General features: G+C 61.8%; 24 protein-coding genes and 1 other RNA gene. 16 read left to right on the top strand and 9 right to left on the bottom strand.

Annotated features, from left to right (window positions below):
• Positions 1-103: 103 nt before the first annotated feature.
• Entirely contained in the window at positions 104-703 is a 600-nt protein-coding gene (locus H4I99_RS10095) for a TetR/AcrR family transcriptional regulator (RefSeq protein ID WP_163902678.1), read from the top strand.
• A 6-nt stretch (positions 704-709) separates the two neighbouring features.
• Here the strand turns inward: H4I99_RS10095 and H4I99_RS10090 are convergent, their stop codons facing one another.
• Positions 710-919, bottom strand: a complete 210-nt coding sequence (locus tag H4I99_RS10090) for a SlyX family protein (RefSeq protein WP_163902677.1) — start codon at positions 917-919, stop codon at positions 710-712.
• 129 nt (positions 920-1,048) lie between these two features.
• Positions 1,049-1,336 carry a hypothetical protein gene (locus H4I99_RS10085; protein WP_163902675.1) on the bottom strand — a complete coding sequence of 96 codons (288 nt, stop codon included), beginning with the start codon at positions 1,334-1,336 and terminating at the stop codon, positions 1,049-1,051.
• 170 nt (positions 1,337-1,506) lie between these two features.
• On the opposite strand from H4I99_RS10085, the gene recF reads away from it, so the two are divergent.
• Genes recF through H4I99_RS10070 form a run of 3 tightly spaced genes read left to right on the top strand, consistent with a single transcriptional unit; the run spans position 1,507 to position 3,929 of the window.
• A complete protein-coding gene (recF, locus tag H4I99_RS10080; protein WP_163902673.1) occupies positions 1,507-2,634 on the top strand; it encodes a DNA replication/repair protein RecF in 1,128 nt (375 codons plus the stop codon).
• Between the two features lie 45 nt (positions 2,635-2,679).
• Positions 2,680-3,447 (top strand): molybdopterin-synthase adenylyltransferase MoeB, encoded by a 768-nt coding sequence (locus tag H4I99_RS10075; protein ID WP_163902671.1) that lies wholly within the window; start codon positions 2,680-2,682, stop codon positions 3,445-3,447.
• Positions 3,444-3,929, top strand: a complete 486-nt coding sequence (locus H4I99_RS10070; protein ID WP_163902669.1) for a GNAT family N-acetyltransferase — start codon at positions 3,444-3,446, stop codon at positions 3,927-3,929. The genes H4I99_RS10075 and H4I99_RS10070 overlap by 4 nt, the downstream gene beginning before the upstream one ends.
• Here H4I99_RS10070 and H4I99_RS10065 read toward each other — a convergent pair whose 3' ends face one another.
• Positions 3,930-4,934 carry a 2-hydroxyacid dehydrogenase gene (locus H4I99_RS10065; protein WP_163902667.1) on the bottom strand — a complete coding sequence of 335 codons (1,005 nt, stop codon included), beginning with the start codon at positions 4,932-4,934 and terminating at the stop codon, positions 3,930-3,932. It lies immediately after the preceding gene.
• Positions 4,935-5,142: 208 nt separating this feature from the next.
• Here H4I99_RS10065 and H4I99_RS10060 point away from each other — a divergent pair, with 208 nt between their 5' ends.
• Entirely contained in the window at positions 5,143-5,673 is a 531-nt protein-coding gene (locus tag H4I99_RS10060) for an SH3 domain-containing protein (protein WP_425314377.1), read from the top strand.
• Here the strand turns inward: H4I99_RS10060 and H4I99_RS10055 are convergent.
• On the bottom strand, positions 5,666-6,658 hold the full coding sequence (locus H4I99_RS10055) for an adenosine kinase (protein WP_163902663.1): 993 nt from the start codon (positions 6,656-6,658) through the stop codon (positions 5,666-5,668). The two genes, H4I99_RS10060 and H4I99_RS10055, sit on opposite strands and share 8 nt — an antisense overlap.
• 419 nt (positions 6,659-7,077) lie before the next feature.
• Here H4I99_RS10055 and H4I99_RS10050 point away from each other — a divergent pair, with 419 nt between their 5' ends.
• Positions 7,078-8,022: an AEC family transporter gene (locus H4I99_RS10050; RefSeq protein ID WP_163902661.1), complete on the top strand. Its 945-nt coding sequence runs from the start codon at positions 7,078-7,080 to the stop codon at positions 8,020-8,022.
• A gap of 70 nt (positions 8,023-8,092) precedes the next feature.
• Here H4I99_RS10050 and H4I99_RS10045 read toward each other — a convergent pair whose 3' ends face one another.
• Positions 8,093-8,653 (bottom strand): c-type cytochrome, encoded by a 561-nt coding sequence (locus H4I99_RS10045; RefSeq protein WP_163902659.1) that lies wholly within the window; start codon positions 8,651-8,653, stop codon positions 8,093-8,095.
• A 152-nt stretch (positions 8,654-8,805) separates the two neighbouring features.
• Here H4I99_RS10045 and H4I99_RS10040 point away from each other — a divergent pair, with 152 nt between their 5' ends.
• Together H4I99_RS10040 and H4I99_RS10035 are read left to right on the top strand one after the other, a co-directional pair.
• Positions 8,806-9,561 (top strand): 3-deoxy-manno-octulosonate cytidylyltransferase, encoded by a 756-nt coding sequence (locus H4I99_RS10040; protein WP_163902658.1) that lies wholly within the window; start codon positions 8,806-8,808, stop codon positions 9,559-9,561.
• A gap of 16 nt (positions 9,562-9,577) precedes the next feature.
• Positions 9,578-10,435 carry a prephenate dehydratase gene (locus H4I99_RS10035; protein WP_163902656.1) on the top strand — a complete coding sequence of 286 codons (858 nt, stop codon included), beginning with the start codon at positions 9,578-9,580 and terminating at the stop codon, positions 10,433-10,435.
• Positions 10,436-10,444: 9 nt separating this feature from the next.
• Here the strand turns inward: H4I99_RS10035 and nudC are convergent, their stop codons facing one another.
• Both nudC and H4I99_RS10025 read right to left on the bottom strand, forming a co-directional pair.
• Positions 10,445-11,404 (bottom strand): NAD(+) diphosphatase, encoded by a 960-nt coding sequence (gene nudC, locus H4I99_RS10030; RefSeq protein WP_163902654.1) that lies wholly within the window; start codon positions 11,402-11,404, stop codon positions 10,445-10,447.
• The gene (locus tag H4I99_RS10025) at positions 11,401-11,811 is read right to left on the bottom strand and encodes an HIT domain-containing protein (protein WP_163902652.1); all 411 of its coding nucleotides are present in this window, start codon (positions 11,809-11,811) and stop codon (positions 11,401-11,403) included. Before H4I99_RS10025 ends, nudC begins: the two co-directional genes overlap by 4 nt.
• A gap of 90 nt (positions 11,812-11,901) precedes the next feature.
• Between H4I99_RS10025 and ffs the strand changes: the two genes are divergently transcribed.
• The 3 genes from ffs to H4I99_RS10010 all read left to right on the top strand — a co-directional run bounded on the left by ffs (position 11,902) and on the right by H4I99_RS10010 (position 14,321).
• Positions 11,902-11,998, top strand: an RNA gene (ffs, locus tag H4I99_RS10020) — signal recognition particle sRNA small type.
• A 92-nt stretch (positions 11,999-12,090) separates the two neighbouring features.
• Entirely contained in the window at positions 12,091-13,971 is a 1,881-nt protein-coding gene (locus H4I99_RS10015) for a DNA polymerase III subunit gamma/tau (RefSeq protein WP_163902650.1), read from the top strand.
• A 26-nt stretch (positions 13,972-13,997) separates the two neighbouring features.
• On the top strand, positions 13,998-14,321 hold the full coding sequence (locus H4I99_RS10010; protein WP_099056087.1) for a YbaB/EbfC family nucleoid-associated protein: 324 nt from the start codon (positions 13,998-14,000) through the stop codon (positions 14,319-14,321).
• Between the two features lie 94 nt (positions 14,322-14,415).
• On the opposite strand, the gene H4I99_RS10005 is transcribed toward H4I99_RS10010, so the two are convergent.
• Complete coding sequence (locus H4I99_RS10005; RefSeq protein WP_163902648.1) at positions 14,416-15,027, bottom strand: MOSC domain-containing protein; 612 nt, start codon at positions 15,025-15,027, stop codon at positions 14,416-14,418.
• A 56-nt stretch (positions 15,028-15,083) separates the two neighbouring features.
• On the opposite strand from H4I99_RS10005, the gene recR reads away from it, so the two are divergent.
• Complete coding sequence (gene recR, locus H4I99_RS10000) at positions 15,084-15,689, top strand: recombination mediator RecR (protein WP_163902646.1); 606 nt, start codon at positions 15,084-15,086, stop codon at positions 15,687-15,689.
• A gap of 217 nt (positions 15,690-15,906) precedes the next feature.
• Positions 15,907-17,127, top strand: a complete 1,221-nt coding sequence (locus H4I99_RS09995) for a lytic murein transglycosylase (RefSeq protein ID WP_244625050.1) — start codon at positions 15,907-15,909, stop codon at positions 17,125-17,127.
• A 10-nt stretch (positions 17,128-17,137) separates the two neighbouring features.
• Here H4I99_RS09995 and H4I99_RS09990 read toward each other — a convergent pair whose 3' ends face one another.
• Positions 17,138-18,766 (bottom strand): MFS transporter, encoded by a 1,629-nt coding sequence (locus H4I99_RS09990; protein WP_163902642.1) that lies wholly within the window; start codon positions 18,764-18,766, stop codon positions 17,138-17,140.
• Between the two features lie 262 nt (positions 18,767-19,028).
• On the opposite strand from H4I99_RS09990, the gene rimP reads away from it, so the two are divergent.
• Genes rimP through H4I99_RS09975 form a run of 3 tightly spaced genes read left to right on the top strand, consistent with a single transcriptional unit; the run spans position 19,029 to position 21,984 of the window.
• Entirely contained in the window at positions 19,029-19,628 is a 600-nt protein-coding gene (gene rimP, locus H4I99_RS09985) for a ribosome maturation factor RimP (RefSeq protein ID WP_163905994.1), read from the top strand.
• Positions 19,629-19,687: 59 nt separating this feature from the next.
• A complete protein-coding gene (nusA, locus tag H4I99_RS09980; protein WP_163902640.1) occupies positions 19,688-21,295 on the top strand; it encodes a transcription termination factor NusA in 1,608 nt (535 codons plus the stop codon).
• A complete protein-coding gene (locus H4I99_RS09975) occupies positions 21,292-21,984 on the top strand; it encodes an RNA-binding protein (protein WP_163902639.1) in 693 nt (230 codons plus the stop codon). Before nusA ends, H4I99_RS09975 begins: the two co-directional genes overlap by 4 nt.
• Positions 21,985-21,991 lie beyond the last annotated feature (7 nt).

The raw sequence follows: 21,991 nt of genomic DNA, 5'->3' as shown, positions 1-21,991 counted from the left end.
TGGGGCTCTCCATAAGAACGGCACGTTTCGTTCAATATCGAAACGATGCGTTTCGTTCAATATGTTTTCATGATATCAGTCGGAAAAAATTCGGGAGGCATTCATGGAAACCATCTCGGCCGCTCCGGCTCGCCGCACATCCATCGGCGCGCAGCGCAACCCCGATAGCGAGGAGGCGATCCTTGCGGCGGCCGAGTCCATCCTGATCGAAGAGGGCTTCTCGGCATTTTCGATCGAGGCGGTTGCACGGCGCGCCAAGGCCGGCAAGCCCACGATCTATCGCTGGTGGCCTTCGAAAGCCGCGCTGCTTCTCGACGTCTACCACCGGCAGAAGCAGGACATGAGCGTGGCCGATAGCGGCGATGTGCGGAAGGATCTCGCGCTTTTCGTCAAAGGGCTGCTGTCCTTCTGGCAGGATAACGGCGGCGCGGTGTTTCGCTCCGTGATAGCCGAAGCCCAGAGCGACCCGGCAACACTTGAAGCGCTACGGAACTACCTGTTGCATCGCTGGCAGCAGACAGGCGACATCATCAAGCGAGGACAGGAACGCGGCGAGATCAAGCCGGGCGTTCATCCGGAACTCCTGATCGAAATCCTCTCGGGCTTTGCCTGGAGCAGGCTGCTGACCGGGCGTCTCGATTGCAGCGATGCAGAGATCGACGCCGCCGTCGATGCCATGGTCGGCGGGATCGCTGCCCGCTGAAGTTACTCAGTAGTGCGGCGGTTTGGTAATTGCGGGCGCTTCCAGTGCCTGTTCCTCCAAGGAAAGGAAGCGCTCCGTCAGGCGATCGAGCTTGGCACGGGTCTGTTCCACGACCTTCCACTGTTCCGTCAGTTGGTCAGACAGTTCCTCGATTACGCGGGACTGGTGCGCCACTGTTTCCTCAAGGCGCGTGATACGGTCTTCCTGATCGGTCAATGAAACCCTCCTGCGATGAAACCGTGACAGAGCATCCTTTGCTCGAAAGGCATGGTGCGAAGAGTGGTCATGCCGGAGCGGGAAGGCGAGGTCAATGGACCGGATGCAGAACGCTTGACACCGCCCACATCAGCGCTGCTTCTTTTTCTTGTAGGGCATCAGCATGACGGCCGACGCAGTCACAGCAGCGGCAAAGGTCAGCCCGAGAGGTATGGCTATCATGAAGACCGGCAGGACCGGGTTGCTGGCATGGCCGAGACGCGTGCCGAGGCCGCCGATATCCAGCCATATCAATGCGATCGCCACCATGATGCCGAGCCCTGCACCGAACAGCGCATTGACCGCCAGGAACCGCAGCATTTCCCAGTGATCCCGCCGGGCTTCCTCCGGGGTCAGTTCATCTCGGTCGGTTGTCATCGGTCATTGCTTTCACAGGAACATGCGCGGCAAGGATACATCCGCTCGAGGTGTCGGTCCATGCATCAAAATGATGAAGCCGATGGCTCGCCATCTGTCGAAAACCATCTCCTCGCCTTGCCATCACGCGCCTTTCATCCTAGCTCAGGGCAATACCAGATACGGACCCCATGACGCATAAAGTTTTCATCCGCCGCCTGAAGCTCACTGACTTCCGTAATTATGCGGGATTGTCGCTGGCGCTCGACGCGCGTCATGTCGTGCTGACCGGAGAGAACGGAGCCGGCAAGACGAACCTGATGGAGGCCGTGTCCTTCCTGTCTCCCGGGCGCGGGCTGAGACGCGCCGTGCTGGCGGATGTCTCCCGCGTGGAGGCTGCAGGAGGCTTTTCCATCTTCTCCGAGATAGAGGGCATGGAAGGCGATGTCGAAATCGGCACCGGCACTGAAAGCGACGAGGAAACGATGGTGCGCCGGCTGCGCATCAACGGCACCACGGTAAAATCGGTCGACGAACTCACCGACCATCTGCGGGTGCTCTGGCTTACGCCTTCGATGGACGGGTTGTTTACCGGTTCCTCCTCCGACCGTCGCCGCTTTCTCGACCGTCTGGTGCTCTCGCTCGATCCAGCCCATGGCCGCCGCGCCAGCGATTTCGAACGCGCCATGCGCAGCCGCAACAAGCTTCTGGCCGAGGGGCGTTTCGATCCAAGCTGGCTCTCCGGTATCGAGCGGCAGATGGCGGGCCTCGGCGTCGCCATGACCATGGCCCGACGCGAAATGATGGGGCTGCTGCGAGGCCTTCACGATCCGGGCGTCGGTGTCGGCAGCTTTCCTTCAGCGGAGCTTGCGCTCAGCGGCTTCATGGACGGCGAGGACATGCAATCCCCGGCCATCGAGCTGGAGGACCGCTATGCCGAAATGCTGGCGGCCGGGCGATACCGTGATGCAGCCGCAGGGCGGACACTCGACGGGCCCCACCGAGCCGACCTTCTGGTTCGGCATATCGAGAAGAACATGGATGCGGAGCGTTGCTCCACCGGCGAACAGAAGGCTCTGCTGGTCGGTCTGATCCTCGCGCATGCACGCCTTGTCGCGACGATGACCGGTCACGCTCCCATTCTGCTTCTGGACGAGATTGCCGCACATCTGGACGAAAACCGGCGGGCCGCGCTTTTCGACCGGATCGACGCGCTCGGCGGCCAGGCCTTCATGACCGGCACCGACCGGTCCATGTTCTCGGCGCTTGGAGAACGCGCCCAGTTCATCACCATTCGCGACGGAACGGCGTCGGCCTGACGGACATGCCTTTTCGCAAGCCTGTCGCCATGCGATAAGGCGGGCATGGAAAAGCTGACGCCCGAGGAAATCTCCCGCTACCATCGCCACATCCTGCTGCCGGAAATCGGCGGGGCGGGACAGCAAAAGCTGAAAGCCGCGCGCGTGATGGTAATCGGCGCCGGCGGGCTCGGCGCACCGGTGCTGCAATATCTCGCCGCGGCCGGCGTCGGCACCCTCGGTATCGTCGATGACGACCGGGTATCGCTCTCGAACCTCCAGCGGCAGGTGATCCATGACAGCGGCACGATCGGGGACGAGAAAACGGAGAGCGCTGCCCGCGCCCTCCTCCGTCTCAACCCGAATGTCCGCGTCGAACGTTTCGAGCAGCATTTCGGGCCCGATTTCGCCGGCTCCTACCTCGGGCGCTTCAACCTGCTGATTGATGGTTCCGACAATTTCGAGACGCGCTATGCGGCGGCCGACGCGGCAGAAGCCCGCAAGATCCCGCTCGTCACGGGAGCGGTCGGGCGCTTCGATGGTTCGGTCACTGTGCTCAAACCCTATGAGACATCAGCGGACGGCAGCCTCAATCCCGGCTACCGCGATCTCTTTCCCGAGCCGCCGCCGGCCGGTCTCGTCCCGTCCTGCGCGGAGGCGGGTATCGTCGGCGCGCTCACCGGCGTCATTGGCACATTGATGGCCATGGAAGCGATCAAGCTCATCACCGGCACCGGTGAACCACTTGTGGGTCGTCTGCTGCTCTATGACGGGCTCTCGGCCCGTTTCGACACCATCCGCTACCGCCGGCGCAAGGCGACTTCAGGAACATGACAATCGAACTCCGCCGCCTTGACGACGATTTCGGGCGATATGACGAACTTCTAGACCTGATTCTCAGGGCCTTCGCCTACATGGATGGCGTAATCGACCCGCCGTCATCGGCCCATCGTCTGACGCCCCACCTTCTGCGCGAGAAAGCACGCGAAGAGATCGGCATTGCGGCATTTGAGAATGGCCAGCTATCGGCTTGCGCCTTTTTCCGCCCCGAACCTGCCTCGCTCTATATCGGCAAGCTGGCGGTGTTGCCTGAGGCGCAGGGCAAGGGGATCGGCTGGCTGTTACTCATGGAAGCCGAAACCATAGCCGCAACCCTCCGGCTTCCAGAACTCCGGCTGGAAACCCGTATCGAACTTGTCGGCAACCACCGTCGTTTCGCGACATGGGGCTTCCGCAAGACCGCGGAAAACAGCCATGCCGACTATCAGCGGATCACGTCGATCGAGATGCGCAAGGCACTCCTCGGCTTGACCTGATCAAGTACGGCTGGGCAGGACGCGGTTCGGCGGACGGTGGCCGTCGAAATAGGTCCGGATGTTGATGACGACCTTGTCGCCCATGTCGATGCGGCCCTCGATCGTCGCCGAACCAGTATGGGGAAGCAGCACGACCTTGCCTTCATTCGCGAGCTTGACCAGCTTCGGATTGACCGCCGGTTCGTTTTCGAACACGTCGAGACCGGCACCGGCGATCTTGCCATGGCGCAGGCAGTTGACCAGCGCATCCTCATCGATGATGTCACCGCGCGCGGTGTTAACGATGTAGCTGGTCGGCTGCATCAGCGCGAGCCGTCGCGCCGAGAGAAGGTGGAAGGTCGCGGGCGTCGAGGGGCAGTTGACCGAGACGATATCGACGCGGGCCAGCATCTGGTCGAGGCTATCCCAATAGGTCGCCTCCAGTTCGTCTTCGGTCGCCGGATTGACGCGCTTGCGGTTGTGGTAATGGATCGACAGGCCGAATGCCTTGGCGCGGCGCGCGACCGCCGTGCCGATGCGGCCCATGCCGATGATACCGATGCGCTTGCCCCATATGCGCCGGCCAAGCATCCAGGTGGGCGACCAGCCCTGCCATTCACCGGGCTTTTCGATCAGGATACGTGCGCCCTCGACCAGCCGGCGTGGCACGGCGAGAATCAGCGCCATGGTCATGTCGGCGGTATCTTCGGTCAGAACGTTCGGCGTGTTGGTCACGGTAATGCCCTTGCGGGCTGCGGCATCCACGTCGATATGGTCGAAGCCGTTGGAGAAGCTGGCGATCAGCTTCAGCTGCGGGCCGGCCTGTTCGATCAGCGCTGCGTCGATGCGGTCGGTCACGGTGGGCACCAGAACGTCCGCAGTTTTCACCGCAGCGACGAGTTCCGGCTGGGTGCGCGGCTTGTCGTCGACGTTGAGTTCGGCATCGAACAATTCGCGCATGCGCGTTTCCACGGCGTCCGGCAGCTTCCGGGTGATGTAGACCTTGGGTCTTTTCCTGTTGGTCATGGGGACGTTCGATGCCTTGTTTAGAGGTCGTTAACCAAGCCGGGGCATAATTTCCCCGTTCAGGGCAATTTCTACCAAACCCGCAGGCGAAGACAAACAAAACTCTCAAGCCCGGGACCGTTTTGTGCCGGGGTCGGTGCAACTGCATCCTGATCTTCACGGAAACCCTTGGATTCGTTGATTGATCGGAAACGCCATGGTTCAAATTCTGTCCCGCGCCCTGCTTGTTGCCTGCCTGTCTATAGGCCTTTCGGCATTCGTAACCCCTCACGCCGAAGCGCAGGCTGTCGCCAAGGGATCGAGCGGCCTTCCGCTGCCGCGCTTCGTCAGCCTCAAGGCCAAGCGCGTCAACCTCAGGATCGGGCCGAGCACCGACTATGCCGTGTCATGGCTCTATCTGAAGTCCGGCCTTCCGGTCGAAATCATCCAGGAGTATGAAAACTGGCGCCGCATCCGCGATGCCGACGGAACGGAGGGCTGGGTCAGCCAGACGCTGCTTTCCGGCGAGCGCACTGCCGTCGCCGCACCGTGGATGCGCGGCAATGGCGACAGTGTCTTCGTCAGCATGCGTCAGGATTCGCTGCCCAATGCCTCGGTCGTCGCCAAGCTTGAGCCCGGCGTCGTCGTTAGACTCAATGAGTGCAACGGCAACTGGTGCCGGGTAGAAGCGGGCGGCGTGAAGGGATGGGTTAACCAGGGTGAAATCTGGGGTGCCTATCCCGGCGAAGCCTTCAAATAAGGCCGGCTTCGAGCGCCGCCTTTTCAAGCGAGACGAGCGGACGCGGACCGATCTGCTGGATCACGATGCCGGCTGCAAGGCAGCCGAGCTTGCCGCAATCCTCGAGCGAACGTCCCTGCGTGTAACCGAAGAGGAAACCGGCCGCGAAGAGATCGCCGGCACCGGTCGTATCGACGAGTTCGCCGATTGTGCTGGCATCGACCTTCACCCTCTCCTTGCCGCGGAGAATGACGGCGCCTTCTTCGCTCATGGTCACGGCTGCAAGCTTGCAGTCGGCGGCAATCTTTTCGAGCGCCAGTTCGAAATCGTCGGTCTCGTAGAGGGACAGGGCTTCCTGCTGGTTCGAGAAGACGATGTCGACCGTGCCGGAGCGCATGAGATCGAGGAATTCGTCACGGTAACGGCCAACGCAGAAGCTGTCGGACAGCGTCATCGATACTTCGCGGCCGTTTTCATGGGCGATACGGGCGCAATCGAGGATAGCCTGCTTGGCGCGCGGTGGGTCCCAGAGATAGCCCTCGAAATAGGTGACCTTCGCGTCGGCGACGACTTCGGGTTCGATATGCTCCGGCCCGAGTTCGACGCAGGCGCCGAGATAAGTATTCATCGATCGCTCGCCATCGGGCGTGACGAAGATCATGCTGCGCGCCGTCGGCGGATTCGTGCCTTCCGGCACGGTTTCGAAATGCACGCCCTGGGCGCGGATGTCGTGCTTGAAGATCTGGCCGAGCTGGTCTTCTGCAACCTTGCCGAAATAGGCCGCCTTGCCACCGAAGCTCGCGATGCCCGCCGCAGTGTTGCCGGCGCTGCCGCCGGAAGCTTCCACCGCCGGCCCCATCAGCGAATAGAGCTTCTCGGCGCGTTCGGCGTCGATCAGGTTCATCGCTCCCTTGGTAATCTCGTTGTCGATCAGAAACCGATCTTCACAGCGCGAGATGATGTCGACGATGGCGTTGCCGACGGTGAGAACATCGAACCTGCTCATAAAATGCGGATCTCCAATTGCACGGTTGAACCGGTCATAGCCGTTTTTCTCCTGCATGGAAGCATAAACAGCAGCTTCCGAAGAAATATGCCTTTCGTCATCCTGATGTCATGCGGAGCCTGTAAAAGGAACCTCAAGTGAAGACGGCATGTGACTGCGTTTCAGGTCGGCCGTTCATCATCGGGCATGACTGCCCGGCATACAGTTCCTTGCTGACCACGGATGTACTGGCGGCACGGTCCAGAGCCTGATTTTTCGGGCGGAAGCGGGGAATTTCCCCGCTTTTTTCTTTTCGGCCGCCCTACGGCCATGCTCCGGTGCATTCCTGTCATTCATCAAAAATACTGGTCCGGGCGGAAATGGCGCGGTAGAGGTGATAAACTTGCCCGCCGTAGCAGCTCCCCGAAAGCTTCCAGCATATGTATGCCATTGCCCACGACGTCTTCCCGATCTTCATCCTGATTCTTATCGGGTGGGGTCTGGTCAAGACGAAGATCCTGAACGCGGAGATTGGGGAGGGGCTCAGCGAATTCGTCTTCAAGGTCGCTGTGCCGGTGCTTTTGTTCCGCACGATCTCGCAAGCCGATTTCCACGGCGCTTCGCCGTTCAAGCTCTGGATCGCCTACTTTACCGGCGTCGGCGTCACATGGACGATCGGGCATCTCATGGCCACCCGCGTTTTTCAGCGCGACCAGCGGGTCGGCGTGCTGGCGGGCGTCTCCTCGGCGTTTGCCAACAACATCTTCATCGGCCTGCCGCTGGTGGAGCGTACGGTCGGTGCGGAAGGCCTCGTGCCGCTGACCATCCTGCTGGCCGTACACCTGCCGCTGATGATGGTGATCGGCACGGTGTTGATGGAGCGCGCCGAGCAGAAGACGAGCGGTAAGGCTTCCCGCGGCGCGCTGGCCGTATTTCGCCAGATCGGCATGAACCTCGTGCGCAACCCGCTGGTCATCGGCCTCATGGCGGGGTTGCTGCTGCATCTGAGCGGTCTGCAGCTTCCGGAGGTCCTCGATGGCGTCGCGGCCCAGATCTCGACGATGGCGGCGCCCGCGGCCCTGATCTCGCTTGGCATGGCGCTCAATCGTTACGGCGTTGCGGGAAACCTGCGCATCGCCGGCATCATTTCCGCCCTCAAGCTTCTAGTCATGCCGGCAACGGTGTGGACAACCTGTCATCTGCTGGGACTTAGCCCTCCCTGGACCGCCGCGCTGGTGCTGACCTCTTCGGTTCCGACGGGCATCAACGCCTGGCTTATCGCCAATCGTTTCGGGGTTGGCCATGCGATCGCCGCCTCTTCGATCACGCTGACCACGGCGCTTGGCGTGCTGAGCGTTACCTTCTGGGCCTATATGCTGCAGTAACGGGAACGAGAAATGCAAAATGCCCGGCGGAAAGCCGGGCATTTCTGAAAATATCGGATCAGTCAGCCGATCAGTTGGTCGCGGCCGGAAGAGCAACCGGTGCATCGGACAGCGAACGAAGATAGGCGAGAAGGTTTGCGCGCTCGTCTTCCTTCTTGATCCCGGCAAAGCCCATGGCGGTGCCAGCGATGAATTTCTTCGGCGCCGTCAGGAAGTGATTGAGGTTCTCGAAGGTCCAGGTAACCGAACCGCCCTGCGAGAAGTCCTTCATGGCAGCGGAGTAACCAAAACCTTCATGCGAAGCGATCGGCCGCTCAACCACACCGAAAAGATTGGGGCCAACTTTGTTGGGTCCGCCCTTGGACCCGTCATGACAGCTCGTGCATTTCTTGAAGACGGCCTCGCCGGCCTTCGCATCGGCGCTGGCAAGCAGCGTGGCAATCGGGGTTTCGGCAGCGGTAGCAGTCTCGGCACCGCCCGCAGCTTCGCCTGCGCCTTCCGCTGCGATGGCGAACCCTTCCTTTTCCGGCTTTTCGGAGTGGAAAATGCCCTCCGATGTGATCGAAACCGTCATAAGGACGAAAACGGTTCCCAGAAGAGCCCCCACGCCCATGTTCACATATGAGTTCATCTGCAACGCTCCCCATGCAGCCGGATGTTCAGCCCGGATGATCTTGAAATCGCGCGGAACCTATGTCTTTTGCTTGACAGTTGCAACACGATTGTGAATCCCCAGACTGGGACTTTTTGACACTGTTTTGGCTGATTTTGAAGGGGCCGGCGATGAATAATTCAGATTTGGGGAAGGTCCTAATCCTCATCCCTGCGCGCATGGCTTCCACCCGACTGCCCGGCAAGCCGCTGGCCGACATTTGCGGCCTGCCGATGATCGTACAGGTGGCAAAGCGCGCCCGGGAAGCCGAAGTAGGCCGTATCGTGGTGGCGGTCGACGACCAGCGGGTTTACGACGCGGTCGCCGATGCCGGGTTCGAAGTCGTGATGACCCGCCAGGACCACCAGTCGGGGTCAGACCGCATTCATGAGGCACTCATCGCCGTCGATCCGAGGAGGGAGATCGAGATCGTGGTCAACGTGCAGGGCGACCTGCCGACCATCGAGCCTGAGACCATCCGGGCAGCACTGAAGCCCCTCGACAATCCGCAGGTCGATATCGCGACGCTGACCGTCGAGATTTCCGACGAGGAAGAAAAGACCAATCCCAACGTCGTCAAAGTTGTCGGCTCCGCGACCTCCGACACACGGCTCAGGGCACTCTACTTCACACGCGCCACCGCGCCTTACGGCAAAGGTCCGCTCTATCATCACATCGGGCTCTACGCCTATCGCCGTGCAGCACTAGAGCGCTTCGTAAGCCTGTCGCAGTCGCCGCTCGAAAAGCGGGAATCCCTCGAGCAGTTACGCGCGCTTGAAGCCGGCATGCGCATCGATGTCGAGGTCGTCCGCTCCATTCCGCTCGGGGTCGACACACCGGCCGATCTCGAAAAGGCGCGGCGTCTCCTTGCCGCCCGCGCAAACTGATCTTACGGGTACACCGATGACCACTCACAAGACCAACAAGATTTCCTTCCAGGGCGACTTCGGCGCCAATTCCGATATGGCCTGCCGGGACATGTTCCCGGACATGGAGCCGCTGCCCTGTCCGACCTTCGAGGACGCCTTCGTGGCGCTCGAGACAGGCGAGGTCGATCTGGCGATGATCCCCATCGAGAATACGCTGGCCGGCCGCGTCGCCGACATCCATTACCTGCTGCCGCTGTCGCGCCTGCACATCGTCGGCGAGTATTTCATGCCGATCCGCTTTCAGCTGATGGTGCTTCCGGGCGTCGGAATGGACGAGATCCGCACCGTCCACAGCCACATCCACGCGCTTGGTCAATGCCGCAAGATCATCCGCAGCAACGGTTGGAAGGCCGTTGTCGCCGGCGATACGGCGGGCGCGGCAAAGCTCGTCTCGGAAAAGGGCGACCGCACCATGGCGGCCCTTGCGCCGCGACTTGCAGCCCCGCTCTACGGCCTCGATATCGTCGCCGAGAACGTCGAGGATTCCGAAAACAACGTCACTCGCTTCGTTGTTCTCTCCCGCGACGAGGACCAGCCGAAGCGCGTGAGCGATGACGAGACCTTCATCACTACCTTCGTCTTCAATGTCCGCAACATTCCCGCCGCACTCTACAAGGCGCTCGGCGGCTTTGCCACCAACGGCGTCAACATGACGAAGCTCGAGAGCTACCAGATCGGGGGCAAGTTCATCGCCACCCAGTTCTACGCCGATATCGAGGGACATCCCGAGGACGCGCCAGTCAAGCGGGCGCTGGAAGAGCTTTCGTTCTTTTCGGAAAAGGTCCGCATCCTCGGCGTCTATAAGGCGCACGCGATGCGCGGGAAGCTCTGAGCTTCCCGTTCAGTGCTTCCATTCCAGCCAGTCGACGATCAGCCGGCGGGCAATGGTGCCTTCGACCGGCAGGGAGACGCCATTGAAACTGCCGTTCTCGACGATGGCGACGATCTCTTCACGGGAGAACCAGCGACAATCCGCCAGCTCGCCTTCGTCGCGCTCGATGTCGAAGGTCGCGGCTTCGGCGTAGCAGCCGATCATCAGTTGATGCGGCATCGGCCAGGGCTGTGATGCGTGGTAGCGGACGCGACCGATCGCAATGCCGGATTCCTCCCTAGTTTCCCGGCGAACCGCGTTCTCGACCGTCTCGCCCGGCTCAACAAAGCCGGCAAGACAGGAATACATGCCCTCAGGGAAGCGATGATTGCGACCGAGCAGGCAGCGGTCGCGCTTTTCATCCACCGCAAGCATGATCGCCACCGGATCGGTGCGGGGAAAGATCTCGTGACCGCAGGCCGGACAAACCCGCTTGTAACCGCCGATGCGGCTTTCCATCTCCGCGCCGCAACGTCCGCAGAAGCGGTTGTCCGTGTTCCAGCGGATAAGGCTCAAGGCCTGCGCCGCTTCTCCCAGCAGTTCCTCACGAATGAGCTGTTCGCGAAACAGCGCACGGGCGTCGGCCGGCTTGTAGCGGGTCGCCAGCTCATCGGCGCTGCGGGCCACCGGCACCGCAAGACGCGGCTCACCGTTCGGCTGAAAGCCGAGCAGGATGGCGCGCTCGAAATCGGGATCGAGTTCCGACAGCTCGTAAGGCGCAAACAACGGATCGAGCACCTGCCCGTCATGCTTCAACACCAGCTGGGCATCAGAGAAAGCGAGAATATGGGCACCTTCCACGGCGAGCGCCACGGAAAGCGAGGTCTCATCCCGGTGTTCGGCACGGCGATCCAGCGCATTCTTGGAAAATGCGGTGAGTTCGCTCGGTTCGAGATGGGGGGCACGGCTGAGGAAAATCGAATTCTTCATGAGTGAATGGCTTCTAGCAGCTTCTTCTTGATCTCGCGGCGTTCGTCGTCGGTATAGGCCTCGGCTGCGCCATGGCCCCAGACCGGGCCTGGCCAGTTGGGATCGCCCTCGAAACGGGCTATGACATGCACATGAAGCTGGCGAACGACATTGCCGATCGCAGCCACATTGATCTTGGTGGCGTGGGTCAGCGTCTTCAAGCCCGAAGCCACCAGATTCTGCTCGAATGTCAGCACGGCCTGATCGAGCGGGGTGAGCTCGAATACCTCGGAGATCCCCGGTCGCTGAGGGACCAGAACCAGCCAAGGCCAGCGCCTGTCCTCGATCAGGCGCAGTTCACATAGGCCAAGCTTGATGACCAGCGAACTGTCGCGCGCCAGCCTTTCATCGAGTGCGAATGTTTCCAAAGGCGTCTCTCCCGTCGTTTTTGCTATTCATAACAGTTTTTTGCAGGCTTGGCTTGCATTTGCTTGCGTAATTGCCGATATGTGCAGCCGGGAGGTTGGTGGTGGACGAGCCACTCGCCAACCGGGTCAGGTCCGGAAGGAAGCAGCCCTAACGAGCGCGGCACGGGTCATCGTGCCAGCCTCCCACCTTCCGTTTCATTTGGCCGCTTCGTTTGGCCGGCAAACAAGCGGTCAATTCATGCCCGGCTATCGGGTTTTCGAGAGACGCTGGCAGGGGCAATGAGCGATTTCGAGCCTAAAGCATCGAATGCCGACGGTACCACAACGGGGTACCGCGTTCTTGCCCGCAAGTATCGCCCCAAGGATTTCACGGACCTGATGGTCGGCCAAGAGCCGATGGTCCGCACACTCACCAACGCCTTCGAGACCGGCCGCATTGCACAGGCCTACATGCTGACCGGCGTTCGCGGGGTGGGCAAGACGACGACGGCCCGCATTCTTGCACGCGGTCTCAACTACAAGACCGCCGAAATCGACAAGCCGACGATCGACCTGAGGATACCCGGCGAACATTGCCAGGCGATCATGGAAGGCCGCCATGTCGACGTGATCGAGATGGACGCCGCCTCGCATACCGGTATCGACGACATCCGTGAGATCATCGAGCAGGTGCGCTACCGCCCCGTTTCGGCGCGCTACAAGGTCTACATCATCGACGAAGTGCACATGCTTTCGACCGCGGCCTTCAACGGCCTGTTGAAGACGCTGGAAGAGCCGCCCGAGCATGTGAAGTTCATCTTCGCCACCACCGAAATCCGCAAGGTGCCGATCACGGTGCTTTCCCGCTGCCAGCGCTTCGATCTGCGCCGGATCGGCGCCGGCGATCTCGTCGGACTGTTCTCGACCATCGCGGCGAAGGAAGGCATCAGCGCCGAGGAAGACGCGCTTGCGATGATCGCACGCGCGGCCGAAGGCTCGGCCCGCGACGGCCTGTCCCTGCTCGACCAGGCGATTGCCCATGGCGGCGGCGTGGTTCGGGCCGATGCCGTGCGCGCCATGTTGGGCCTTGCGGACCGTGCCCGCGTCGTTGACCTCTTCGACCAGATCGTGCGTGGCGATGTGGCGGCCGCCCTTGCCGAATTCGGCAGCCAGTACGAGGCGGGCGCGAACCCGACCGTGGTGCTGACGGACCTTGCCGATTTCACGCATCTTGTGACCCGCCTGAAATACATTCCCTCCGCCGTCGAAGACCCTTCGCTCAGCGAAGTGGAACGGGTGCGCGGTGCAAGCCTTGCCGACAGTATCTCGGTCACCACGCTGTCACGCATGTGGCAGATGCTGCTCAAGGGCATTCCGGAGGCCGAGAATTCCTCACGGCCGGCGGGTGCCGCCGAGATGGTCATCATCCGGCTTGCCCATGCGGCACACCTGCCCTCGCCCGAAGATGCCGCCCGCCGCCTGCTGGAGCTTTCCGAAGGCGGAGAAGGCGCCGCGCCGGGCGGAGCCGCATCCCGCGGCGGAAATGGCGGAGGCGGCACCTCCATGGCTTACCGCACGGCAGCCGTCGGCCAGCAGAGCATCGACGCGACGGTACGCGCCATATCCCCGCAGCCGACGGCCCGCCTGCAGAGCGTGCCCGCACCGGAAAACGCACCCCAGACCATGGCCCGCGTCGAGACACGGCCGGTCGAGGCGGCTCCCGTGCCGAAGGTGCCGGTCAACTCGCTGGAAGAACTTGCCGATCTCTGCTCGAAAAATCGTGACCCGAAGCTCAAGGCACTGATCCGAGCCTATGTCCGACTGGTGCGGCTCGAGCCCGGTCGTCTGGAAATCAATCTGCCGGACGAGGCTCCGAAGTCGCTGGTCGGTGACCTGCAGCGCCGGCTTGAGGAATGGACCGAAATCCGCTGGATGGTCATCCTGAGCCGCGAGCCCGGCCAGCCGACGCTGACGGAAAGCGAGGCATCGACCCGCGCGGCGCAATTTCTCGACGCTCGCCAGGATCCTGACGTTGCAGCCATTCTCGCCCGTTTCCCCGGCGCAAAGATCACCGATGTACGCATCCGAGCAGCCTCTGCCGAGGATGAAACGCCAAGCTTGCCGGCAGCGGCAGAATCCGCCGAGGGCGATATCCTGCCCGGCGACGATATCGAATTCTGACATATTCCGAGAAGGGAGTTTTCGACATGCGCGACATCATGGGCATGATGGGCAAGGTCAAGGAAATGCAGGCCAAGATGGAGAAGATGCAGGCGGATATCGCCGCACTCGAAGTCGAGGGCAAGTCCGGCGGTGGGCTGGTCACCGTCACGATGACCGGCAAGGGCGACCTGCGCGGCCTCAAGATCGATCCGTCGCTGTTCAAGGAAGACGACGTCGAGATCCTCGAAGACCTCATCGTTGCCGCCCATAAGGACGCCAAGGACAAGGCCGAAGCCGTGATGGCGGAAAAGACCAAGGAAATGACCGCCGGCCTGCCGATCCCGCCCGGCATGAAGCTGCCGTTCTGAGGCCGACCGAAGCCGCGTCGGGATCGCCTGAACAGACAAACTGAAACCGGGTGCATAGAGAGGGTAAATCCTCTTTCGTTCACCCGGATCGCCTTCAACTCTCCAGCATGGCTCTGAACCGGTGGGCTAGCGGCGCTTCGAGCAGCCGTTCCCGTGTCGTGTCATCCGGGCGATTGGCAATGGCGACCATCAACGCGGGCAGGAGCACGTGCGGGCCATCATAAGACTGGTAAGTCACCGGTTCTCCTGCCTCCAGCATGCCGCCGGCGATCACACGGCAATAGATGCCGGGCCGCAAGGCTGCGGCATAACGGCGGACGAATTTCGGGTCACCCATCTTTGCCGCAAAGGTGGCACAGGGAATGCGTGGTGCGGTTACCTCCAGCGCGATGTCGCCGACGTACAAGCGGTCGCCTACGGCGACATCGCGATTGTCGAGACCATCGATCACCAGATTTTCGCCGAAGGTTCCCGCCGGCAAGGGTCGTCCCAGTTCCTCCCCCCACCAGTCGAGCGTCAGCGATCCCTCGATATAGATGGCCTGGTCGATGCCTCCGTGATGCCGGCGATTGCAGATGCGATCACCGACGATGCCTTGCGCATCGACCATCACAGGGCCACCCACCGACGTCTTGTTGATGCCGCTCTTGTATCTCAGTCCGGCAAGGGTTTCTGCGGCGCCGCGGCAGACGGCGAGGACTTTCATGCACATGGGTCCTTTCGACGATTCCGTTGGCAGAGGTTATGAGATAGAAACGCAGCATGGCAAAGCGAGTCACAGGTCCCGAAATCGAAAAACTCATCCAACTTCTGGCGAAAGTGCCGGGGCTAGGGCCCCGTTCGGCCAGACGAGCGGCCCTGCATCTCATCAAGAAGAAGGATCAGTTGATGGGCCCGCTGGCGCATGCGCTCGGCGACGCCTACGACAAGGTGAAGATCTGCTCCCATTGCGGGAATGTCGATACCAGCGATCCCTGCACGGTCTGCACCGACGACCGGCGCGACCAATCGGTCGTCATCGTCGTCGAGGACGTTTCCGATCTCTGGGCGCTGGAACGGGCGGGCGCGATGAACGCGGCCTATCACGTTCTCGGCGGAACGCTCTCTCCGCTCGACGGCGTCGGCCCCGATGACCTCAACATCAAGGGGCTGATCGACCGCGTGGCGAAAGGCGGCGTCCGCGAGGTCATCATCGCGGTCAACGCCACCGTCGAAGGGCAGACCACGGCCCATTACATCACCGACCACCTGTCGGGGCTCGACGTGAGGATCACCCGGCTCGCCCATGGTGTTCCGGTCGGCGGCGAACTCGACTATCTCGACGAGGGCACGCTTTCGGCCGCGCTGCGCGCCAGAACGGCGATCTGAGACTTTCAAGGGAGAACCGTAGATGGGCGAAAGCACCCCCCTCTGCCCTGCCGGGCATCTCCCCCTCAAGGGGGGAGATCGACAAGCGGAGCACCCCCGACGATACGCGGCGTTGGAAAAAGCTGGAAAGGTCGGCCTTCAGCCGATCTACCCAACGGAAGGGAAGATTCCCGACAGGCCAAAGAAGGTCATTTCCCGCCTCGCCCGCCTGACCATCATGACGCTTGCTCTTGCCTTCGCCGCGCCGGCCGCTCATGCCGCGCCATCGAAGGCCGAGGTGGAAAAGCTCTTCCGCACGTGGCTCACCAACGACCTCTGGCCCGAAGCGCAGAAGACGGGCATATCCCGCCAGCTGTTCGATCAGGCAACCGGCGGGATTTCGCTCAAGTGGGATCTTCCCGATCTCGTACCGCCGGGGACAGCGCCGCCGAAGGAGCAGAAACAGAGCCAGGCGGAATTTTCCTCGCCGGGCGCCTATTTCTCCGAAAAGCGCCTGCAGGGGCTGGCCGGCACCGGCCGCGGCCTTGCGGAACGCCATGCCGCGACGCTTCGCAAGGTGGAGGTAGCCTATGGCGTGCCCGGTTCGATCATCGTCGCGATCTGGGGCCGGGAATCGGGCTTCGGCAGCGCAAAGCTTCCCTATTCGGCCATCGACGTGCTGGCGACCAAGGCCTTCATGTCGACCCGCAAGGATCTTTTCCGTCGCGAACTGATCTCCGCACTGCATATCGTCGAGGGCGGCGATATCGCAGCTTCGAAGATGATGGGATCATGGGCAGGCGCGCTCGGCCAGCCACAGTTCATGCCGACGAGCTATCTCAAATATGCGGTGGACTTCGACGGCGACGGTCATCGCGACATCTGGAATTCCGTGCCGGACAGTCTGGCGTCGATTGCCAACTATCTGAAGAAGAGCGGATGGCAGGCGGGGCGCAGTTGGGGCTACGAGGTCTCGATACCCGACGGCGTCACCTGCGCGCAGGAGGGGCCGGACCGGGCAAAGCCGCTTTCCGCCTGGTCCTCGCAAGGCATACAGCGCATCTCCGGCAAGGGCTTTCCGAAAGCAGAGCTTTCCGCCCCGACCATGATGCTGGTGCCGGCAGGAACCCACGGGCCTGAATTTCTGGTGAGCCCGAACTTCTACGTGCTCAAGGAATACAACAATTCCGACCTCTACGCGCTTTTCATCGGTAATCTCGCCGACCGGATCGCTTATGGCGGAGGCGCCTTCAAGGCTCCGTTCGGGGATGTCGGCAAGATGCTGCGATCCGATGTACTGGCCATGCAGCAAGCGCTCGTCGCCAAGGGCTACGACGTCGGCACGGTCGATGGCCTTCCGGGCTTCAAGACCCGGCGTTCTCTCGGCGAATGGCAGGCCAAGGTTGGAATGGCGCCGACCTGCTTCCCAGACGCCTCGCTGAAGTCGAAACTGCGCTGAGCGAACGCCCTCAATGCGGTTCGATATGGGCCTGATGAAAGACGTCGTCAGCCGGCGGGATCGCCTGCCGTTCGATCATCCGGTGAACCCTGGGTTTGGCTTCTCCCCGATGGAGCGCCAGTAGCCGATCACTGTTTTCCGCGTCCGCATTCGTGCGCCGCTGGTTGTGACGCACGTAATCCACCCAGGTCGGAGTGTGGTAGGTTTCCGTCCAGATATCGGGATTTTCGAGGTCGCGCATCAGCGCCCAGTTGCGGGCGCCGTCGCGAATGCGGATGCGCCGCCGTTCCACCATCAGCGTCAGAAACTCGCGCAGATCGGCATCGTGGATCTCATAATCGATGTTGATGACAATCGGACCGCTGCGGGGACGGATGTCGAGGCTGAGCGGCGGCTCGTTGAAGCGGTTCAGGGGATCGAGATCGAGCGAGGCGAAAGCGGGCATCGGCAACCATAGGCCGATCGCGACGCCGGCTATCATTACGAGGCTGGAGGCGAAGAGGGCGGTGGAGATGCCCTGCCCTTCCGCCATCAGACCCCAGATCCAGCTGCCCGTCGCCATGCCCCCGAAGGTCGCGGTCTGGTAAAGCGACAGGGCCCGGCCGACCACCCAGCGCGGCGTCGAAAGCTGCACGACGGTGTTGAAGAGCGAGAGCGCCAGAACCCAACATGCGCCGGCAAGCAGCAGCGCAAGTCCCGTTAGCAGCGCGGAACCGCTGGCGCCGATGATAGCGGCACTTAGTGCGAACCCGGCGAAGGCGCAGCGAACGATATCCTCGCTCGACAGTATCTCGCGCAGCCGGGCGCTGGAAAATGCCCCGCCGATGGCCCCCGCCCCGAAAGCTCCGAGCAACAGGCCGTAGGTCAAAGGACCGCCAGCCACGAGATCGCGGGCAACGATCGGCAGCAGAGCCAGGATTGCGACCGCCGTGAAGCCGAAGATGAAGCCGCGAAACAGCACCTTGCCGAGATTGGGCGACATTGCTACGTAGCGAAGGCCCGCTGCGATCGCGCGGCCGAGTTCCTCGCGCGGAAGCGTGGACTTCGGAATGTCAGGGCGCCAGCGGAAGAGCACGAAGATCAGGGCAAAGTAACTCATCGTATTGGCGGCGAAAGCCGCCGCCGCACCGGCGGCGGCCACAATGATGCCGCCGATGGCGGGGCCGACGCTACGGGTGATATTGAAGCCCATGCTGTTCAGCGCGACCGCCCCCGGCAGATCGTCCCGCGGCACCATATCGCCGACGGAAGCCTGCCAGGACGGGTTGTTCAGCGCCGTGCCGGCGCCGATCAGGAAGGTGAAGGCAAGCAGGAGCCAGGGGGTGATGAGGCCCATATAGGCGAAGGCCGCAAGCCCTGCCGAAACGACGAACATGAATATCTGGGCCGTCAGCATAACCCGGCGGCGATCGTAATTATCGGCAATGGCCCCTGAGACGAGCGAGAACAGCATGATCGGCAGCGTCGTCGATGCCTGTACGAGCGCCACCATGTTTTCCGAACTTGAGATCGACGCCATCATCCATGCAGCGCCGACACCCTGGATCAGGCCACCGAGATTGGAGGCTATGCTGGCGAACCAGACATTGCGGTAGATCGAGTGCGACAGCGGGGACAGGAAAGATCTGCGCTCGGGCACGAAGGGAACCTCTTTTGGGCGGGCAACGTACGGTCGCCCAGGGGGATGTCATTTCCGGAAAACTGCCGGGCCGTACCGATCAGTATGCGGACGAAGCAGGTAACGGTTTGTAGCCTTTGACGGCAAAAGCTTGCAATCCCACCGGAGCAGGCGTATATAGCGCTCAAGTTCTTGATCGACAGATGAAGAGTGGGACCGCAAGGACCCGCTCTTTTTTGTTGGCGATCGGTACCATCCAGGAGTGAGACGATTGTCCGAAAGCATGCCGATGCCGCAGGCCGGCGAAGCGCGTATCATCACCGAAACCGGGCTTGACCGGCGTATTGCCGAGATCATCGAGCCGGTGCTCGTCGCCATGGGTTTCAAGCTCGTGCGCGTCAGGCTGATGAACCAGAACGGGTTGACCCTTCAGGTCATGGCCGAGAAGAACGACGGAACGATGACCGTCGAGGATTGCGAAGAGGTTTCCATGGCGATTTCGCCGGCCCTCGACGTCGAAGATCCGGTTGACAAGGCCTATCATCTTGAGGTGTCCTCTCCGGGTATCGACCGCCCGATGGTGCGCAAGTCGGACTTCGAGCGCTGGATCGGCCATCTGCTGAAGTGCGAAACCTCGATCCTGATCGACAACCGCAAGCGGTTCCGCGGCAAGATCACGGAAGTCAGCGCAGAAGGCTTCACAATCGAACGCGATCAGGTCGCCTATGGCGAGCAGCCGCTGGTAACCGTGCCGTTCAATGCGTTGGCGGAAGCCAAGCTGATCCTGACGGACGATCTGATCCGCGATGCGCTGAGAGCCGACAAGCTGGCCAAGGCCGAAGCCGCGAACCAGAACGAAAACGAAGAAGACAACGACGCTTAAACGCTTGACCAACCGCCGCGAGGGCAGGCGCCCCGGCAGGAAGACGGAGACCTAAGACAATGGCAGTCAGTGCAAACCGGCTCGAGCTCTTGCAGATCGCGGATGCGGTCGCCCGCGAGAAGGTCATCGACCGCGAAATCGTTCTCGCCGCAATGGCCGATGCGATCCAGAAGGCTGCCCGCTCGCGTTACGGCACGGAGACCAATATCCGCGCCGACATCAATTCGAAGACCGGCGAAATCCGTCTCCAGCGTCTCCTCGAAGTGGTCGAGAAGGTCGAGGACTATTCGACCCAGATCGCACTCGAACTCGCCCGCGACCGCAATGTCGACGCCAAGCTCGGCGACTTCATTGCCGATCCGCTGCCGCCGATGGACTTCGGCCGCATCGCAGCACAGTCTGCCAAGCAGGTCATCGTGCAGAAGGTGCGCGAAGCCGAACGTGACCGTCAGTACGACGAATTCAAGGATCGCGTCGGCGAAATCGTCAACGGCACCGTCAAGCGCGTCGAATACGGCAACGTGATCGTCGATCTCGGCCGCGGCGAAGGCATCATCCGTCGCGACGAGATGATCCCGCGCGAAGCCTTCCGCTACGGCGACCGCGTCCGCGCCTATGTCTACGATGTGCGCCGCGAACAGCGCGGCCCGCAGATCTTCCTGTCACGTACCCATCCGCAATTCATGGTGAAGCTCTTCACGATGGAAGTTCCGGAAATCTACGACGGCATTATCCAGATCAAGTCGGTCGCCCGCGATCCCGGTTCGCGCGCCAAGATCGCCGTCATCTCGAACGATAGCTCGATCGATCCGGTCGGTGCCTGCGTCGGTATGCGCGGCTCCCGCGTTCAGGCCGTCGTCGGCGAGCTGCAGGGCGAGAAGATCGACATCATTCCGTGGAGCCAGGATCCGGCCTCCTTCATCGTTAACGCCCTGCAGCCGGCAGAAGTTGCCAAGGTCGTTCTCGACGAGGACGCAGAACGCATCGAAGTCGTGGTTCCCGACGAGCAGCTTTCGCTCGCCATCGGCCGCCGCGGCCAGAACGTCCGCCTCGCCTCGCAGCTGACCGGCTGGGATATCGACATCATGACGGAGCAGGAAGAATCCGAGCGTCGTCAGAAGGAGTTCAACGAACGTACCAACCTGTTCATGGACGCTCTCGACGTCGATGAAATGGTCGGCCAGGTTCTCGCTTCGGAAGGTTTCGCCCAGGTCGAGGAAGTCGCTTATGTCGATCTCGATGAAATCGCTTCGATCGACGGTTTCGACGAGGACACCGCCCGCGAAATCCAGACGCGTGCCCGTGAGTACCTCGACAAGATCGAGGCGGAAATGGACGCCAAGCGCAAGGAACTCGGCGTTTCCGACGAACTGCGTCAGATCGACGGCATGACCTCGCAGATGATGGTAGCGCTCGGCGAAGACGGCATAAAGACGATCGAGGACTTCGCCGGCTGCGCCGCTGACGATCTCGTCGGCTGGACCGAACGCAAGGACGGCGAGACGAAAAAGTTCGAAGGCCTGTTCTCCAAGTTCGACGTTTCGCGCGCCGAAGCCGAAAACATGGTCGTCCAGGCCCGCCTTGCTGCCGGCTGGATCACCGAAGAAGATCTCGCCGCTGAAGCTGTTGAAGAGGAAGCCGTCGAAGACGCGGAACAGGGCGAATGACGAATGCCGGCGGGCCGGACGATCTGCTTGAGGAAGACGATTTCGAAGGCTTCGATGTGAACGGCCGCATGTGCATTGTGACGCGGCAGAGCGGGTCCCCCGACACGCTCATCCGTTTCGTGAGGGCTCCGGACGGCACGATCGTCCCGGACCTGAAACGGCAGCTGCCGGGACGCGGCTGCTGGGTGACGGCCAGTCGCGCAGCAATCGACAAGGCGGTGGCGAAGAAGCTTTTCGCCCGCGCCCTGAAAGCGGACGTCAAGGCGGACGCCACGCTCGGCGAGACGGTCGACCGGCTGCTGGTGTCCCAGCTTGCTGGAATGATGAACCTGGCGCGAAAGGCCGGGCAGTTCATCACCGGCTCCGCCAAAGTGGAGCTTGCGGTACGCAGCGGCGAGGCGCTGGCGGTGTTCCATTCAGGGAATGCCGCAGCCGATGGAGTGAGAAAAATCGACCAGGCCCGTAAGGCCTGGCATCTCGGAATGGGGACGGAAGCGGAGATTCCCGCCTTCCACCTGCTTTCCGGGGCGGAATTGGAAGAACTGATGGGCCAGAATGCGTTTATCCATGCCGCAGCGCTTGCAGGGCAGGCGGGTGAGGGTGTAGTGAAGCGCGCAAACCTGCTTGAACAGTACCGCAATGGCGGCCTGTCCCAGAAAAAGGATGTCGTTGACATGCCGAAGCAATGACGCGGTC

It is taken from the genome of Paenirhizobium daejeonense, assembly GCF_014280875.1.
GTDB classification, from domain to species: Bacteria; Pseudomonadota; Alphaproteobacteria; order Rhizobiales; family Rhizobiaceae; genus Allorhizobium; species Allorhizobium daejeonense.
This window is presented reverse-complemented; position numbering and strand designations above follow the sequence as displayed.